Annotated in this window: 10 protein-coding genes; 2 read left to right on the top strand and 8 right to left on the bottom strand. The window is 38.8% G+C overall.

Going from position 1 to position 17,849, the window contains the following annotated elements; translation table 11 throughout:
* Positions 1-331: 331 nt before the first annotated feature.
* The gene (locus ACFG4S_RS28385; RefSeq protein ID WP_392532251.1) at positions 332-1,786 is read left to right on the top strand and encodes a diguanylate cyclase; all 1,455 of its coding nucleotides are present in this window, start codon (positions 332-334) and stop codon (positions 1,784-1,786) included.
* Positions 1,787-2,037: 251 nt separating this feature from the next.
* On the opposite strand, the gene ACFG4S_RS28380 is transcribed toward ACFG4S_RS28385, so the two are convergent.
* Positions 2,038-3,219, bottom strand: a complete 1,182-nt coding sequence (locus ACFG4S_RS28380) for an MFS transporter (RefSeq protein WP_392532250.1) — start codon at positions 3,217-3,219, stop codon at positions 2,038-2,040.
* A 661-nt stretch (positions 3,220-3,880) separates the two neighbouring features.
* Here ACFG4S_RS28380 and ACFG4S_RS28375 point away from each other — a divergent pair.
* A complete protein-coding gene (locus ACFG4S_RS28375; protein WP_392532249.1) occupies positions 3,881-4,624 on the top strand; it encodes an FkbM family methyltransferase in 744 nt (247 codons plus the stop codon).
* A 79-nt stretch (positions 4,625-4,703) separates the two neighbouring features.
* On the opposite strand, the gene ACFG4S_RS28370 is transcribed toward ACFG4S_RS28375, so the two are convergent.
* From ACFG4S_RS28370 to ACFG4S_RS28340, 7 genes are all read right to left on the bottom strand, one after another.
* The gene (locus ACFG4S_RS28370) at positions 4,704-5,366 is read right to left on the bottom strand and encodes a response regulator transcription factor (RefSeq protein WP_392532248.1); all 663 of its coding nucleotides are present in this window, start codon (positions 5,364-5,366) and stop codon (positions 4,704-4,706) included.
* Positions 5,367-5,412: 46 nt separating this feature from the next.
* The gene (locus tag ACFG4S_RS28365) at positions 5,413-5,964 is read right to left on the bottom strand and encodes a S1C family serine protease (protein WP_392532247.1); all 552 of its coding nucleotides are present in this window, start codon (positions 5,962-5,964) and stop codon (positions 5,413-5,415) included.
* Between the two features lie 96 nt (positions 5,965-6,060).
* Positions 6,061-6,972, bottom strand: coding sequence for a S1C family serine protease (locus ACFG4S_RS28360; protein WP_392532246.1), 912 nt, complete (start codon positions 6,970-6,972; stop codon positions 6,061-6,063).
* A 537-nt stretch (positions 6,973-7,509) separates the two neighbouring features.
* Positions 7,510-11,304 (bottom strand): DUF4157 domain-containing protein, encoded by a 3,795-nt coding sequence (locus ACFG4S_RS28355; protein WP_392532245.1) that lies wholly within the window; start codon positions 11,302-11,304, stop codon positions 7,510-7,512.
* Positions 11,305-11,718: 414 nt separating this feature from the next.
* Positions 11,719-13,218: an IS5 family transposase gene (locus tag ACFG4S_RS28350; protein ID WP_392530881.1), complete on the bottom strand. Its 1,500-nt coding sequence runs from the start codon at positions 13,216-13,218 to the stop codon at positions 11,719-11,721.
* Positions 13,219-13,810: 592 nt separating this feature from the next.
* Complete coding sequence (locus tag ACFG4S_RS28345; protein ID WP_392532244.1) at positions 13,811-15,904, bottom strand: ATP-binding protein; 2,094 nt, start codon at positions 15,902-15,904, stop codon at positions 13,811-13,813.
* A gap of 97 nt (positions 15,905-16,001) precedes the next feature.
* Complete coding sequence (locus tag ACFG4S_RS28340; protein WP_392532243.1) at positions 16,002-17,642, bottom strand: nuclear transport factor 2 family protein; 1,641 nt, start codon at positions 17,640-17,642, stop codon at positions 16,002-16,004.
* Positions 17,643-17,849 lie beyond the last annotated feature (207 nt).

The raw sequence follows: 17,849 nt of genomic DNA, 5'->3' as shown, positions 1-17,849 counted from the left end.
GTTGTAGACATCGCATTTAACCTGTCTGGTGTATGTCTTTACCTTCCAAGCCAAACTCCCGCTATTTCCGCTAAGACGTTGTTTGAAAAGTTGCAAAGTATAATTAGAAACCCCACTTCTATTCCTTTCCTCCTTGGCGTCAGCCTATGGTCAGACAAGCAAATAGAGGCTTTGAAATCTCCATTCCCTTGTGGGGAAAGAGGGAGCTAGGGGGTTAGGTTTCTGAAACTTAGTTGTTAAACTTTAAGTTATTCATATAATCATAATTAAGTATTGAAGAAAACTATCCTATACTTATCGCTTACTAAAGCTGGAATTAATGGATGAACAGATGAAAGCGATTCGAGTTGCTTGGTGTAGTTCAACAAATGTGCCCCAACCAAAAGATTTATCCCTCAATTTTGAGTGTATTCGAGTTGATACTTCAGCCGCATTTGAGAAGGATTTTGATGTTGTTGTACTCGACATCAGGACTTTTGAAAAGGTGGAGCAACTCAAGTATCTCTATACTTCTATTGATTTACCAACAGTAGTTTTGGTAGACACGATTGACCAAGAATATACTGTCCTTTGCTGGTTGGAACCAGGAGATGATACCTGTAAACGTGATGCAATTGATGGGCAAATAGGTCTGCGTTTGCAGCGCAGTGTGTGGCATAGCAAGCAAAAGCATTCATATAACCTTGATAAGCTAACGGGGATCGCTAATTTCCGTAAGTTTAATGATTATGCAATCAAGCTTTTAACATCAAAGGAAGATGCAGAGCCTGTATGTCTAATTTACCTAGATATTGATGGTTTCAAGTTTATTAACGATAGTCATGGTCATCTTGCAGGAGATCAGATATTGCAAGAGGTTGGGCAGATTCTACAAAAGTACTCACTAGGAGCAAGTATCGTTGCTCGGACAGGCGGTGATAAATTTGCTATTTGTATGTGTGGTAATACTGAGCAAGGGAAAGCTTTTGCAGAATTTCTCAGGACTCAGATTCAGACTCATGAATTCAAGCTCGATCAACTGTCTTGTGTTCATCTCACAGCTTCTTTAGGAGTGGTTTCCATGACAGGACATTCTTCTGTTGAGCAACTGTGGCAGGAAATCAATCAATGTATCTATGCTGCCAAACAAAAAGGACGTGACCAAGTTATGACTACTGAGGAATTTGATGCTATTGCAGACGCTTCTGGACAGGACAAGCTAATCACTGATTTTGAGCATCGCATTCGTGTTACTGCTGAACGGATGATTAGTGAGATGGTGCTTAAGGCTAGTCGTTTAGCCAAGAAGTACCAAGCAGAAGCAGAAAACGATGGCTTGACAGAGGTTTTCAATCGCCGCTATCTCGACAGATTACTACCCCGTGAGATAGAAAAATCTCAGAAGTATCAGCAACCACTAACAATCGTCCTCCTCGATCTGGATAATTTCGGTGAAGTGAATCGAACCTACGGTTTTCCTACTGGCGATCAAGCTCTCAAAACTGCCGCCCAAATATTTAAAAGTAACGTCAGAGTAGTGGATTGGGTTACACGTTACGGTGGAGAAGAATTCTGTATTGTCATGTCCGACACTGACCTGAACACAGGATATCAAATAGCTGAAAGAATTCGCCTAGCTCTGAGTGAAGAAATTGTGACAGCTTATAACAGTCAACAGTTTCGACTCACTGCTAGCATTGGGGTTGTTGAATTTACCCCAGAAGATGACCTTGTATCTTTTTTGCAACGTGCTAGTGATAAAGTTCGAGATGCCAAGAAAAACGGGCGCAATCAAACCCGCTTCTAGCGAAGCGATCGCGCTGACTCTGTAATCAAGACAGCTATGGCAAAATCTCTGGACGCAAACACTAAATTAGAAAAGTCCCTAAATCAGGCTTTTTTCAGACTGTCTGAGATTACGAATTACTCTCACGCCAGTTTTAGCAGAGTTTCAATGACCTGCTTTTGCAGTTTTTTCCAAAATCAAATACGAGTCCTATACTTCTGCGAAAATTAGAATAGAGGGGTATTTAATAGTAATTCTTCTTTCTCAAATTTTTAAACAACAGTATATTTTACTAACCAGCGATTTAAAAATATCATTAAACTTCCGAGAACAACCATTATAATGGGAATACTTTCTAGTCCTAAATGTTCAGCTATCAATCCAACTAGAGTAAGAGTAGCGGCAGAACCTAAACTAGTAACACTAGCTACAAAACCAATGGCAGCTGGTACTAAAGTTACTTCAACACGTCGAGGCAATAACCAAATTGTTGCTGGGTAGATGACAGCAAGACCAAAACCAATTAAAGGCAGACTCAATAATTGATTTGGGAACAAACACCAAATCACTAATCCACTCATCAGAAGCGTGAATGAGAAGTTAAGAGTGTGAACTGCACCCCATTGCTTCATCAAATATCCCATACCCAAGCGTCCTACCGTCAGCCCTAACCAGTAAGCACTGACACTGTAACCTGCTAATAATTCTGGAGTACTTCGACTTATGCTTTGAATACTATAAGCCCAGTTACCTATAGAAACTTCTACACCTACATAAATTAAACATAATAGACCAGAAACTATCACTGTAGGCATACTGAGGGCTAGGCGCAGATTTGCTTTAGAATCGGTATCAGAAACCGTCACATAGCTCATCAGTTTGTAATTGGAAACAGTTACCCAAATCATTGCTACAACTATAACTCCAGCAAGACCAGCAGTTTTTAAGTAAATAGCTCGCCAGTCCCATCCCATAGCTAGGAGAGTAGTTGCAAATGCTGAACCAAGCAATGCACCAATGCTATAGAAGGCATATAACCAAGCAATCAAGTTAGAGTTACGTCGTTCACTAGCCATGTAAGCACTCATACCAGCATTAATTAGTGCATTTCCCATTCCCAATATTGCTAGGGATGCAACCATTATGAACCAGTCATTAGTACACGCACAAATGACCAAGGCACTAGTAAGCATGATAGAGCTTAATAATAGCATTCGAGACAATCCTATACGGTTACTTACTAGACTGCTTGTCAATGCTGCAACAGTAGAACCAGTCATTTGACCAAGAAAAAGTATTGTAATACTTCCAGGAGTTAAGTTGTATGTTGCCTGGAGTGAGGGTAGCAAAACTCCAAGTTCATGATTGGATATGCCCATAACTACAAACGCGTAAAAAGCTATGATTACACCAATCCAATTCCGATTATTCTTTTGTAAATTAGATAATGGCATTACATGTTTCAGTTAATTAAATTTTTAAGTAAATAATTTATTGATCGTTTCTTTAGTTAATTCCCAAACCTCAAACTCTAGGTACTAATTTATGAGGAATAAACTAGTGTTTTGAACTCAGATCCGCAACTCAATAACTCTAGAATATTTTAATTTTGCTGGAAAAAAACATAGTTTTTAATTGCTTCATAAATCAGATTAGTGATTTTTTGCCAATATCAACGTTGTTTAATCTGCAAACTTAATCAACTTCTTAAAATGTCCGTGTAAATGTTCCAAACATTTCTGTTGAGTAGGCAACTACATAAGAGCTTCACGGTCTAGTTTAAGAGGCAGATTTTTTCCATAGTTGTGATGTTCTACCTTAGATGTCACACTTGTCAATACCCCTCAGTTGAATTCTTGCACATTGTTTGCAATCCATTTATGGTCGATTGTTTCCAGTAATATTGATAACTTTTTGCCTGAAAATCGTTTCTGCATCACGCATTATATTCTAAGATACACTGAATATATATGTATCCTCTTATTTTTCTTTATAACCTTATTTATTGAACGGATACAAAGCTGGTTAAAAAATATTTTTAACTTTAATATAACCTTATTGTTCTCTTAAATTAGCATTTTTAAACTAATAACAACATTAGCTCAAAAAATAAGTATGCAGAAATTTAATTTGGCGAATGATTTAGAAATTTACTGTTTTGGTGAGATGGAGACAGAGTTTATCTATCGAGAAATATTTATTGAACAGCAATATTTACAACATGGCATTACTATTAATGACAATGACTGTATTTTTGATGTTGGTGCTAATATAGGTTTATTTTCTATATTTCTGAGCCAATTACGAAAACCATTAAAGATATTAGCATTTGAACCGATCAAGCCAATATTTGAAGTTTTAGAGGCAAATATAAATTTACATTCTATTGACAATGTATCTCTTCAAAATTATGGTTTGGGTTCGGAAAATATTTTAGAGCAAGTGTTTACTTTCTATCCTAATCTGGCTGGTAATTCGACTGCCAGACCTTGGGAAAAATTAGCTCAAAGAGAACTAATGAAAGTGGAATACAATCAGGAGATAGAGGAACACTGTTTTCAAAGCCAGGAAATTAAAGGTGAAATTAAAACATTATCTTCTGTAATTAATTCATTAGCTATTGAATCTATAGAATTATTGAAAATTGATGTTGAAGGAGAAGAATATGAAGTCTTGCGAGGTATCAATCAAAATGATTGGTCTAAAATTAAACAAATAGTGCTTGAGGTTCATGATATAGAAAACAGAATAGATAAAATTAAAACGCTTCTAGAAAGCCAAAATTTTCATACGATAGTTGAACATAATAATTTACTTGCCTCAACACATAAGATATTTAATTTATATGCTATTAAATAATAGTATTTATTGTAAAATAAAAATCGTAAATGAGCTTTTTCTCTTACATATTTTAACATTTATGAATAAATAAAATAATTTACAACATAATTAAACCTAACCTCATTCCTACCGCTACAGCCTCGGTACGTGTTGAAACATCAAGCTTTTGAAAAATAGATGAAATGTGAAACTTAACAGTATGTTCGGAAATATGCAACTGTTGTGCTACTGCTTTATTACTCAATCCAGAAGTCAACAGTTGCAAAACCTCAATTTCCCGTGGGGTTAATGTTTTTATTTGGTTAGTATCGATTTTTCCATGTGAAATGCTTTCTTTTTGCAACTGCAAATTATTGATCACTTCTGGATATAACACCACTAATCCCGAAGCTACCGCTTCAATGGCTGCAATCATCGTTAATTCTGCACTATTTTGCGGTAATATTCCTTTTATTCCAGCAGCTAAAAGCGCTCCCAAGTCAATGTCTTCAAGTTCATCTATGAGAATAATAGTTGCAAAAATAAACTGTGAAGAATGGGAAATTAATTCATAATTACTCTCGTTCCAATCAAACAACATCACATCAGGTTGTAGTTGCACAATTTCCTCGCTAAAGGAATCGATATCTGCTAGACTCTTGATCACGGTTAATTTCGGGCTATCGTCTAGCATTGCCGCTAACCCCATTCGGATCACTGGGGAAGCTGCTACTACCATAACTCGAATTATGTCCGGCATTGAATTTTGGATTTGAGGCATCTTATTACTAGTTGGTAGTGTAGATGCGATTTGTGCATCTTACCGGTTAGATTACGCTTTCTAAAAATCCCTCAACTGTATGTGTTGATATTGCGATCGCTAAACCAAAAGCAATCATGGTGTTAATACCGACAACCCTTCCCAAAGAATCGGTCATCGCGCCACCAGAATTTCCTGGAAATAGCTGAATATCAGCGATTAGAGAATTTCCTTGGATTTGAGAAATAATTCCAGTTGTTACAGCATTAGTATCGCTAAGAGGATTACCTACTGCTAAAACTATTTCACCCACACGCAATTCAGATGAATTGCGGATAGTTGCAGCATGTAAATTACTTGTGGGAATTTTCAAGACCGCTAAATCTTTGGTTGGGTCTATTTTAGTAGGTACTCCTTGAAATTCTCGTCCATCCCAGAGCTCTACAGTTAATTTATTGCTAACTGCTACATGAGCATTGGTGATAATTAAACCGTTGGATTGCCAGATAACGCCGGAACCTACTCCCATATTACTGCTGCGGATTTTAACAGAAGTTTGACGTATTTTATCAGCTACTTCTGTTAATTCTGCCGATAGGTTAGTGAATGTGATACTCATGACTTTTAACCTATTTTGGGTATGTTATTAAATCACTATTTTTTGCCATTTCGAAAAATTTCACGACGGTCTTCGTTGTGAATATTGCATTATTATTTAACCTTCCGCCGTATTTCTTTCAAGTACGGTTACATCCAATTCAATTAACTCACCACCACGCACAACTTGTACTTTTACGCTTTTACCTAAGCGGGAACTGTCATTAAGTAATGCTAGTAAGTCATTAGTATCTTCTATGCTAGAACTATCAAAGCTAACTAATATATCTCCTAACAAAATTCCTGCATTATCAGCAGCACAATTTTGTTCGATATTCACGACAATCACACCAACACTAGAAGCTAAATTCAGAGATTTTTTCAAATTTTCGGGTAATCTTACTGGCTGCATTCCTAAACCTAAATAACCGCGTGGAATTCTTCCTTTAGTCAGTAATTGTTCGACAACGCGGTTAATTGTAGAAGCAGGAATAGTTAAAGCTGTACCCCCTCGTCCAGAGGTATTCATTCCGATAATATTTCCTACGGTATCTACTAAGGCACCACCGTTAAATCCTGGGTAAAGCGCAATATCTGGACGGATGAATTGGTCGATATTTCCGCCACTCATACTCCGCCATGCACCACTAACAACGCTTACTGCACCCATTGCAGCACAAATGTCACCTTCATTACTTCTGGCTAATGCTAAAACTAAATTACCAACTTTCAAATTTCCAGCATCGCCGATTGTCGCTACCGGAATAGGAGGATTTTCTATTTGAAAAACGGCTATATCTGTACTGAGATCGCGTCCTAAGAGTGAAATTGATGTTTTATTCCCATTGGCAAGAGTTACAGTGATGTCATCATATTGTTTGAGAGATTCATCTGAAGTGATAATGATACCTTGACGCCAGTGAATACCGCTAGGAGAAAACCGTCTATTAGCCTTGACTGAAACTATTGTCTTACCGGCTTGTTCAACAATTTCGGCGATATTGTTTGATAAAGCTTGTAGTAATGACATAAAGATTCTCCAAAAAATCTGTAAATGCACTCTGCGTAGCTTCCTTCTAGAAGCAAGCTACGCAGAGATGTTTGTATTTTGGCGTTTTGTTGTTATAGATAACATCGGAAGAATGGGCAGAATTTTAACCTAGAAGAATGGGTGGTAAAAAAACAGGAGTATGGAGACTGAATAGGCTGAAATAGTAGCCAGTCCAAAATTGCTTTATTTAGACTGGATAAAGGGAAAAGCCTACAAACCTTTCTCCTTAGCCCTCTTTTGTCACTCTCGGAAAACAATAATCTCAGCCAAATTCTGAGACTTTAATTTAATCCAGGTTTGAGGCTTTATTTTCTAACAGAAACCAAAATTTTTAGACAAAAAGTAGAAATTAAAGCCCCGTAACCGTTTGAGCGATTGGATTCTCCCAAAGTGACAAAACAGGGTTAAGCTTTACCAAGCCAAATTCCCTTGACAAATTACTAGAATTATAGGAAGGAATATGAACATTTAGCTTAAGTGAGAGTTAAATCTCCAATTTATTGCTTTCTGACTTCTTCAACGCTTCTTCAAAGCTTTGTCAAGCGCTGTTTTCTTCACTAGCCTTGCAAAGTCTGCTGGAAAATCATTACCACTTAACTTGTCCCAGCTAACTTCTTGTTTCAAATTATTCTTGTCCCCTTTCAGCTTTAAGATCCGGATAGTATCCTGATTCATAAACTCCGTGCGGATTTCTTCACGGGCTGCTGGAATATCTATGGTTCCACCTGCTCGTGCGCGACTTTGTAGTTCTTTGTTTGTGCGATCCTCTAATTTGTTGTCGAGATATTTTTTTAGTACATCATTGTAGACTTGTTGAACTGCACTATCTTTCTTACTCCCATTCAAACCGATACTAGAGAATAAAGTATCTTTTTCCTCATTGCTTGCTCCTTCTAGCATAGTCACAGTATTTGCAGCAAGTTCCTTTCTAGCCTCATTTTTCCTCTCTGTAGTCTTGGTATTATCGAATCCTTTAACTCCCTTGTCCCGCATTTTCTGCTTAAGTTTTCTTGTTCCCCATTGTCCAATTTGAAAGGCTCCAACACCCGCACCCATTGCAGTAGCAGCCAGTAATCCTGCTGGTCCACCAGTGAACCCTACAACCCCAGCAGCTAGCGTTACTGTACCAAGAGTAGTTTTTATGGCTGCACGCTTCATTTTCTTTTTCTGTATTTCTTTAAGTTGATCTAGCGTGTCAATCTCAGTTGGATTTAGTGTTGCTGAGTTCGCTATTTCATCTAGACCTTTTTTATTCTTGTAAGCCTTCTTAAATTTGTAGCCTCCTTGGATAGCTTCTGCGGTACCTACTACAGCAGCAGCAGCAGGAGCAACAGCCCCGCCCGCAATTATTTGCGTTCCTTGTGCCCCTCCTGCTGCACCTGCATTGTTTGCTAAGCTAGCAGCATCTTTAACTGCACCTGCTGCGGATTTTGTCAAGTCTGCAACGTTTTTAACACCCCTACCCCAAGATTTGTGACCACCAAAATTCTCTTTTTGGGCAGCTTTGAGACCAGCATCGGTATAAGTTATCAGCTTTGGCAAAGTTGTCAAAACGCCAGATGTCACCTTACCGATATCAAAGGGTAGCGACGTACCTCCGATGAAACCCCCTTGTTGGGCAGAGGATAAGGTCCCTATCTTACCGCCTCTTTCAACAGCTGCTATAGCTCCTGAGCCAAAAGTAGCCCCCCCTTCAGTATGGTGTTGGATACCCCTTTGTGCTTGGGTTATGACTATTCCAGTGTATGTAATAGCGGAAGTCATCTCACCTGTACTGTTAGATAAGTTTGCTATTCTTTCCCGACGTGGCTTCGTCTTATCCTTCAATGCCTTCTTAAATTTCTTTAAATTATCTGAAAATAGAAGCAAACCACCAATAGCCTTGACATCATCCCTAGTCATACCAATTATGGCTGCATCATGTGAAAATTCTTTAGGAGTGCCTTCAGGAAGAGGCGTTACAGATGTTAGTGGGTCTTTTGCATTGGCGGGAAGATTCTGTAGACCAATTTGATCGATATCTGTCTTGGGCGAATCCTGTCCCAGAATTTTGGTTTGATCTGCATAAGTTTCGTGCTGCTTCATCCCTGCTGCAAGTTCCTTCTTCGGTTCTTTGTCAGGGCCACCAGTTACATAACTAACTGCGTTAAAGGGTGCGCCGATCGTTTTTCTTATCCCTTTTGTTATTTTTTGCCCCCGTGTTGCTGGTAGCTGTGGCGTTTGTGGCGTTTGTGGGGGAATTGTCCCTTGTAATCGTGCAATTTCATTTTGCTGCCGTTGCTGCTGAATTAGTTCCTCCAGCAGATTCACTGTTGTCTCTATGTAATGCTGTCCTACCCGCCCTTGCAGTCGCAATTCTGCTATTCGCTGCGCTCTTTCTGTATTATTCAGTCCTAGCATATATTGTGCTTGCTGCTGCGGTGTCAAAGGTATTGGTGGCCGCTGCCGTTGTTGCGGTATCGGGGGCACTGGTCTCGTGGGAGCTGGTATCGGAGGCGCTGGTCTCGTGGGAACTGGTGGGTGTCTTTGCTGATCTTCTTGTTCCTCTGTTACAGGTAGCGGAGGTATTATTGCGGCTTGCCGCCGATCTAATGTCCCCAACTCCTCAATTACTAAATTTATGAAGGGCTGTCGTCTCTGTTGCCGCAAGTCTGTAATTGCCTGCTGTCTTGCCATATAATCCATCGGTAGCAACCGTTGTGCTTCCTGTTGGGGTGTCGCAGGTAGCGGAGGTATTTGTAGCTGCGGTTCTTGCCGAACTCCTCTTCTAGTGGGTGGGCGTCTTTGCTGGTCTTCTTGTTCCTCTGTTACAGGTAGCGGAGGTATTTGTAGCTGCGGTTCTTGCCGAACTCCTCTTCTAGTGGGTGGGCGTCTTTGCTGGTCTTCTTGTTGCCCTGTTACAGATAGCGGAGGTATTTGTAGCTGCCGATCCCGTTCTCTCAATTCCTCCCTGATTGACTCTATGACAGGCTGTTCAAAGCGTTGGCTCAAGTCTTCCAGCCGCCGATTCCTTGTTGCTTCATCCATCAAAGCCAGCGGTTCTATTATCGCTGACGGTATTCTACGTCTTTGTGGTGTATTGGAAGATGCCCGTCGTGATGTTGGAAGTAGAATGCGTGGAGCCGAACCCTGGGACATTTCTTGCCGTGTCGTAGCTGCCAGATTCCTCAGTTCTGAATCTGGAGGTAGCTCTCTTTCAAACTCCCCTAAGATATTGTCAATACTTGCGAATATTTCTGCAAGAGGTCTATTATCTTCTTCCTCCACGTCTTGGAAATTAGACACCCCAGAAGAACCCTGAGGTCTATCTCGATCGAGTAAATCTTCTGGAATGTATTGCCTATTACCTGAATTTTGAAATATTCTTTGGGCATCAGTGGACGATTCCGCCTGCTCTTGTCCCCCAGATAACATCAGCATTTGTACGGCTACGGGAGATAACAAACTATCTTTTTCGCTGGCTATTTTGGCTAATTCGTTTGGACTGGCTTGAGATATCTCCTCATCTAAGATACCAGTATAATATTCTTCCAGAACAGTATCTATTCCAGCCTCATCCACAAGATCAGCCGAATCTTCCTCTTCCCGATCGGACGGCTGAACTGCTGGCTGTTTTCCATCACGCACACACTGCACAACATCGCCCGGAGTAGCCATACGTTGCACTCCAGAACTTACAGCCCCAGTTACTTGTGCTAATTCTCCTCGTGCGGCTTTTACACCCATAACATCGGCTTCAGTTTCTAATTTCGGATCGTCGTTAATAGGAACTCCTTTAGACTGAGGCGCGGGTACTCGTCCGGCTTTTTGTTGTAGTGTGTGAGCTATTTCGTGTCCTAGTAACTCTTGACCTGACCGGGTGGTGGGTTGATACTTACCTGGTTGAAAGTGGATATTTTTTCCCTGAGTATAGGCTATTGCGCCGATCTTTTCTGCTTGTGGCCCTTCGTGAATGCGGATATCAGACAAGTTTGTACCAAAGGAAGTCTCCATCTTCTGCTGCACTAATTTCGGCATGGATTGACCGCCACTAGTGGTGGCTAGGTTTACTTCAGGAAGATCCTTGAGTTTATCCTTAGCTAGCTTGGGTTGAAGCATCTTAGGTATTGCCGGTCTCATTCCTGGGAATATGGGGATTTGGGCAAAGTTAAATCCTTGCTGTTTTGCTTCCTCTGGTTTTTGGGTCAACTCCTGACTCTGTGGGGCAGAATTGACGACAAAAGGACGTGACTTAATTTGAGACTTTACTGGTAGGGCAGCATCTGAAAGGGATTTTTCTCCAAGAAACTTTTTCGTCTTTAAAGTTTTCATTTCAAAGTCTCCTTAAGTGCTGCCTACCAAACTTAATATCTCTGAAGGCTAGGATAAATGATATCAGAATTTTGTCTCAAAATTGACACAGATGAATTCTACTAAAGTCCAAGATTTAAAATTAATTAAAGATTAAATTTTAGTAAATAAAAGGTTAAATTAACTTTTCCAGTTATTAATAAAAATCCCCAACCTCGGTAGTTTTGACCACAGGGTTTCATACAAGCAGAGAAAAACTAAAACTGGGTTTCCAAACCTCTCCCCCGTGTAGGAGAGGTTTGGAGAGGTGTAAAAAGCTATGCCACAAAACGATAAATCAAGAGTTATGTAGGGGTTGCTGAAAAAGTATGAAAAAGCAATTCTTTTGGGTTGACTAGTTATTCAAGCAAAATGAAAGATAAGCTTTTGTTGTCTCTAATTCAGAAAATAATAACTTTCAGTTATAGGAAACTGCAAAAAAGGTGCAGTTTTCAAAAATAGACATAAAAAAGCATAAAACACGCGCGACAGGTGAGTAGAAAGATTCATCACTAAAAAAGTAATAGCAATTGCAGTTTCAGAAGTATGGGAAAGTTTCGCCATCACTCGATTGAGGCTAAACCTTCTTTTAGCTTGCCCAAATTTTCCTTCAATACAATTACGAATTTTCTCAGATTCTAAATCTTGTTTCTTTTTTTCTTTACTAAGATTAGCAGGTGGTCTTCCCAAAGGAGGGCCACTGATGATAATACCTCTTTCTTTGCACCAAGCTCTATTCTCTCTTGTGCGATAAATTTTATCTACATGAACCGATTCTGGATAATAGCCAGTATAATTTTTATATGCTTCTACTTGTGCTTTTAAGTCTCCTGATTCATTAAAATTATCCCAACTAATATGGTCTAAAAATACATATCCATCAAAATAACTAGCTGATAATTTTGCCCCAAATTCCACGGCTTTCCCAGCTTTTCCACGGACAATTGGACGGATATGTGGTTGGCTTAAACTAACGATTCGGTCATCAATACTCTGTTTTTTATTTTCATACAACCATAGTTGTTGACGATAAACTTCTACAACTACAAGCAACATTTTATATTGTCTAGTACTTAGTTTTTCTAGAGTTGCTCCTGTTCTGATTAGCTGGTCAATATGAGATAAGTTTCTTTTGATATATTGAAGCTGCTTTTTAATCGCTTTTTTCCTATCTTTTTGGGATACACGACGCTTTTTAGCGACTTCTAAGTAGTCAATTCTTGCTATTTCCCGATAAGTCCTTGGTTTTTTCTCTAATGTACCTTTTATCTGTTCATAAAGAAGGTCTATTATTTGTTCTGTCTGTTTTCTTGCTTGGTTCAATAGCTCGAAATCTGTTGGATAGCTGATGTCTGCTGGCGCACAAGTCGCATCTAATATTAATTCTCCCCGATTTTTTGGCGTGTTATCTTCTTTTTCTAATTCTTCTTTTTTTTTTTGAGTTGATTCAGTTGATTCAATTGATTCAGTTGCTAAAGTCGAAGATGTTGTCTCTAGTATCCTCTTAACAGTTTCTTGATTTACTTTGTTTACTAATTCTGCACTAATTCTTTCACGAAAATGGACTAGCATCGATGCATTAAATGGAGCTTCATTAATATAGGATGACATCCCTATGAAGTACTGTAGATAAGGGTTTTCCTTGATTTGTTCTACTGTCTCTCTATCACTTATTCCTAGTTTTTCTTTGATTATTAATGCCCCTAATGCCATCCGAAATGACTTTGCTGGCGCTCCCATCTCTACAGAGAACCCGGATGAATATTCCTCTTCAAATTCTGCCCAGGGTATTAAATTCGCCAGAATAATCCAACGATTATCTGATGACAACTTGCCTGAAAACGGAAATTCAAAGTTCTCTGGTGAGATTGGATTTTGCCCCTGTTTTCGGTACATGGTTACAAACAGCACACTTGTGTACTGCTGGTCGCGGTTATGCAAGGATTTTGGGCTATTTTACCCTCAAGTCTTGCACCTGAATATACTTCTTTGGTCAGATAATCTATATCCTGTGAGCTTCTCTTTCTTTTTCAGCAACCCCTATGTATCTTTTTTCGGATGAAAATACCCTGCAAACTCAGTAGTTTTTATTCTCTGTAATAAATAATACTCAATTAATGATTGCAACACACCCTTGATTCAAGACGCGATGAATCGCGTCTCTACAAATGGTCTATTTGTCACATTGTTTTTTCAAATTGGTATAATTAACCCTTCATATTTGCATAACGCTAATGGCTGTCTTTCAATTTTGAGCGCTCAACATCATTAAGGGACTTCCAGAAATTAAATTATTTAATTTTGGGAGAGAAGACAATTGTTAGATTCTTCCTCCGCTGCGTCCCTTGCGTCCCCTGCATCCTCTGCTCATCGAAACGATGGGATATTTTTTTAGTTGGAAGTCCCTAACTATCTGCTTAATGATGTTGAGCGATCGCAGTCTATTAGAGTTTATCTATTCCTGAATGTAAAATACTAAAGTAAATTTTTACACCCAACTATTGATCTCAGCGTCGGTGAGCGATCGCTCCAGTTTGGTATATTCACTCTTCGTAGCCTGTAAAATATGTTTCATCCCTAATGAATCACCAGAATTTGCGGCAATAAAGGCTGCATTTAAAGCAATATTGCGGATATTACCTCCTGTGATACTCAGTTGGGCTAACTTGGTGAAGTCTAGGCCTTCTGTTGGTGTTTGACTGGGGAAAATACGCTGCCAAATCTCTGCTCTTTGCTTGGCATCTGGAAATGGGAATTGCACAACAAAACGGAGACGGCGCAAGAAAGCTTGATCGATTGAAGTTTTCAAGTTGGTCGTTAAAATCGCCAAACCACGATAAGATTCTATACGCTGCAACAAATAACTGACCTCCATATTTGCATAGCGATCGTGACTGTCTTTTACCTCCGATCGCTTCCCAAACAGAGCATCTGCTTCATCAAATAATAAAATCACGCCACCAGTTTCCGCTGCATCAAATACTCGTCGCAGATTCTTTTCTGTCTCGCCAATATATTTATTCACAATTGAACTTAGATCGATGCGATAAAGGTCTAATCGTAACTCCTTGGCTAACAACTCTGCTGCTGTTGTCTTTCCGGTGCCGCTAGGTCCTGAAAATAAGGCACTGATCCCTAATCCTCGCCCACTTTTGCCGCCAAATCCCCAGTCCTCATACACCTTCGTCCGTTGTGCTACATGAGCAGCAATCTCATGTAGGATTCGCTGCTCTTTCTCTGGTAATACCAAGTCATTCCAATTAGCAGATGGCTCAATTCGTTGAGCTAACTCATCTAGACGCGGACGTGCTTGGTTGCGGCAAATGTCCCAAAGTTGCAAATGGGGAGAAGCCGAAGCTACACTTTCATCTGTTTCTTTATCCCTTTGCCCTTCTATTTTTTTAACTAGGCTTTTTACTTTCAAAGAAGCAGTCTGAATGTCTGTGAGACTGAGGCTGAAATAGGATACTAATGTTTCTACGTGTCCTTGAAGACTGGGTGCAATATTCCCCAAAGCATTTTGCCAAATTAATTGCTGTTCCTCTGAGCTAGGTTGATGTACATCAAAGGTAATTAAGGGACGCTGCCTTTGACGGCGGCGATCGCGACTAGTAATAATTAAAGGACAATTAATGGTTTCAATAAAACGGGAGATTGCACTATTTCGGCTTGCTTCCATTGTTTCTAAGTCATCACAATCTAGCATAAGCACGCGATCGCTTAACATCCATTCCCGCTCACACAAACACTTGATGAGATTCAGTTGGTTAGTATTGGTAGGAATTGCTTCTGCAGAAATAGCGTATAAACTTAAGCCTAACAAGTTACAAGCAGTTAAGGCGATCGCTGATTTAGTCGCCACTTCTGTTCCACATAATTGCAAAACTGGCAACATTTCTGTCTCATCTGACGCTTCTAACCAAATGTGTGTCAACTGTTTTGCTATTTGTTGGTGAGACAACGCCAAATAATTCGTCACTGACACCGGTAACTCGATCTCGGTTAAGCGCTCATCCAAATGTTGCACTCCCATAAGATGATGCAATATCCGTTCATCAATTCTCAATGGACTGGTAGTGAGAGTATTACCTGCGCCAATTTCAATTAGTTGCCATCGACGTAGCGGGGCGTTAGGCATGAGCGCACTCCAATGCGATTCTGGTAACACCTCTAATGCCAAACTAAAAGTCGGATAATTTTGCTGAGGATTGTCTTGAAGCTTAATAAATAGTAACAACCAATTCCGATCCAGTTCTGCTCCTGCACATAACAACAATATGTCTTGCTCAAATGGCGATAAATCAAAAATATTACCTAGCTCTTCTAATGCTGATGGTGTTTCGTTAGCAATTGCGGGAAGAGAAAAATTCTCTTCATCGTCTTGAAAGTTATCAGAGATATAAGCGAGTTCTTTAACTTCTTCCCATCTCTCCAGATTTTGATCGTCAAGACCATCTTCAGCTTGATAAATATTAGTTTTTAATAATTTTTCTACACGGGCAATTGCCCTCATTAGATAAAGTTGGTTAGCCTTAAACCAATTTTCTGTTGTAACTTTAGGTGTTGATAAATCACTAGACATAATTTATTGTTCCGTAAAAGATAAGTGGAAAACTTTGATAAAAAATCAATTGTTGCTCCAATATTCGTATTGACGACATAATTAGTTCTGAACTTATTTATATAGAGATTTTCTCTAAACTAAATTTTGGCGATATAACCCCGTGATGTACTAGTAATTGCTCCGATATTACACTGGGATCGTGAAATACTTGCACATTTTTTATTTTTCCGTTTTGTGCAAATTGAATTTTTTCTGTCCCCATAAATTTTATTGGTATGCTTTTATGCGTTGTATTTATTTCCCAGTCAAACTCAGCTTTTCCTAGCTCTGGAGATATTAACATACGTTTATCTTTAAGCTCAATATCAGATGCAAAAATTTTGATAAAGCCACGAAAAAAAACTTTTAAACCACTATGATTTCTAAATGCTCTGCTACCATAAGGGTCTTCAATTGAAGCATCTGGTTCAAAGAGGGCGAGCCATGAATCAATATCATGTTCACAAATTGCTTTGATATATTGAGAAATTTGGCAGCTAATTAGGTAATGTGGCACTTCAGCTATTTCGTCAATGGTCTTGCTTAACTCTTTAGGTTCTAAAGAGCTAATTAGATTACCTGCACATTTTCCATACTCAAAATTAGTGATGACAACATATTGATAACGAACTTCATCTAATTCTAGATATAAGGGATCTATAAAACGCTTAATGAGAGCCTGTACCTCGAATCCAAGTGAGCCTAGACTTTCGGAGCCAATTATCTCTGTCGCTAATTTATAATGACAGAAAAAGAACCTACTTAATCTTGTTTCTAAAGATGACAATGCTTCAATATATTGATACACAGGAGTATGTTTGCTCGGTGTATAATATATATCAAGTAAAGAACATTTATGCTCTTTTAAGTATTCCCTAATTGGAAAGAACAAACTTTTTGCTAAAGTGACCAACTCGAAGGCCTGATTTGATTGCGCTCCACTAGCATCTCTCAAGTTAACACGCAATGGATGATAATCAGCTAAGACCATTGTTTCGAGAAGTAAAATATGCTCCGAAAGATAATTTAGAATAGAACAGACTTTACTTATTTGATCGGTTGCATCCTGCCAATTACTGATTTGTGCTTTCAATTCGCTTTTTTTCAACAAATCCAATGCAACAAATAACCAACATTCTGTGATTTGATGCACTGTTGCAAATAACCTATCTTCTTGATTAAAAACCCGTAAATTAAAAATTTGAACAATAACATCAGGATTGATTAATTTATCGTAATTAAATACTGGCTTCTCTCTAGATAATATTTTATTTGTCATTCCTTCTTCTAGCTGAAGCATATCGATGTATTGTTCAATTCCCAAAGCAAATGGGAATTGTTGCAAAAAAATTGTATATGTATAGCTCCAAGTTTTTAGCCTTTGGATGATTTTTTCATCGGAAGCAATGAGAATTTTTAAATTTGTTTTGGTTGATTGTTCATTACACAAACTACTTTCAGGAGGTAATGTAGTATTGAGTACCTCTTTAAGCAGTTCTACTTGCTGGCGAGAACCAGAAAATAATCTATTAATCCGTTCTTCACTACGAACCGTTGAACGTGGATCTTGAGTAGTTTCATGGATTAGTAAAAAGGAGAGTTCAAGTGCAACAAATATGGCTCGCAATGGTAGTTCATTTTGCCAATTAGTTTCACACTTCCATAAACTTTTGATCCGATCTAGTGAAATGTATAGTTCATAAGGTCTTGTATCCATATCAATCCTCGTTCTATTTATAATCTGCGGACTGGAACGAATGGTGGGATTAATAATATACAGTCACTAACAACGATTATTGGGAAAGATAGGGTTTTTAGTAACAGTAATAAAATATCCAATACGAGCTGTCGAGCCTCTTTTTTCGCAAAGTTATTCGAGTTAATAACTAATAAATTTATTCTGTTGTGACAATTTGAAAATTAT

Origin of the sequence: Nostoc sp. C117, from assembly GCF_043099735.1 — a bacterium.
Taxonomy (GTDB): domain Bacteria; phylum Cyanobacteriota; class Cyanobacteriia; order Cyanobacteriales; family Nostocaceae; genus Nostoc.
The sequence above is the reverse complement of the archived record's forward strand: the minus strand, read 5'-3'. Positions and strand labels throughout refer to the sequence as shown.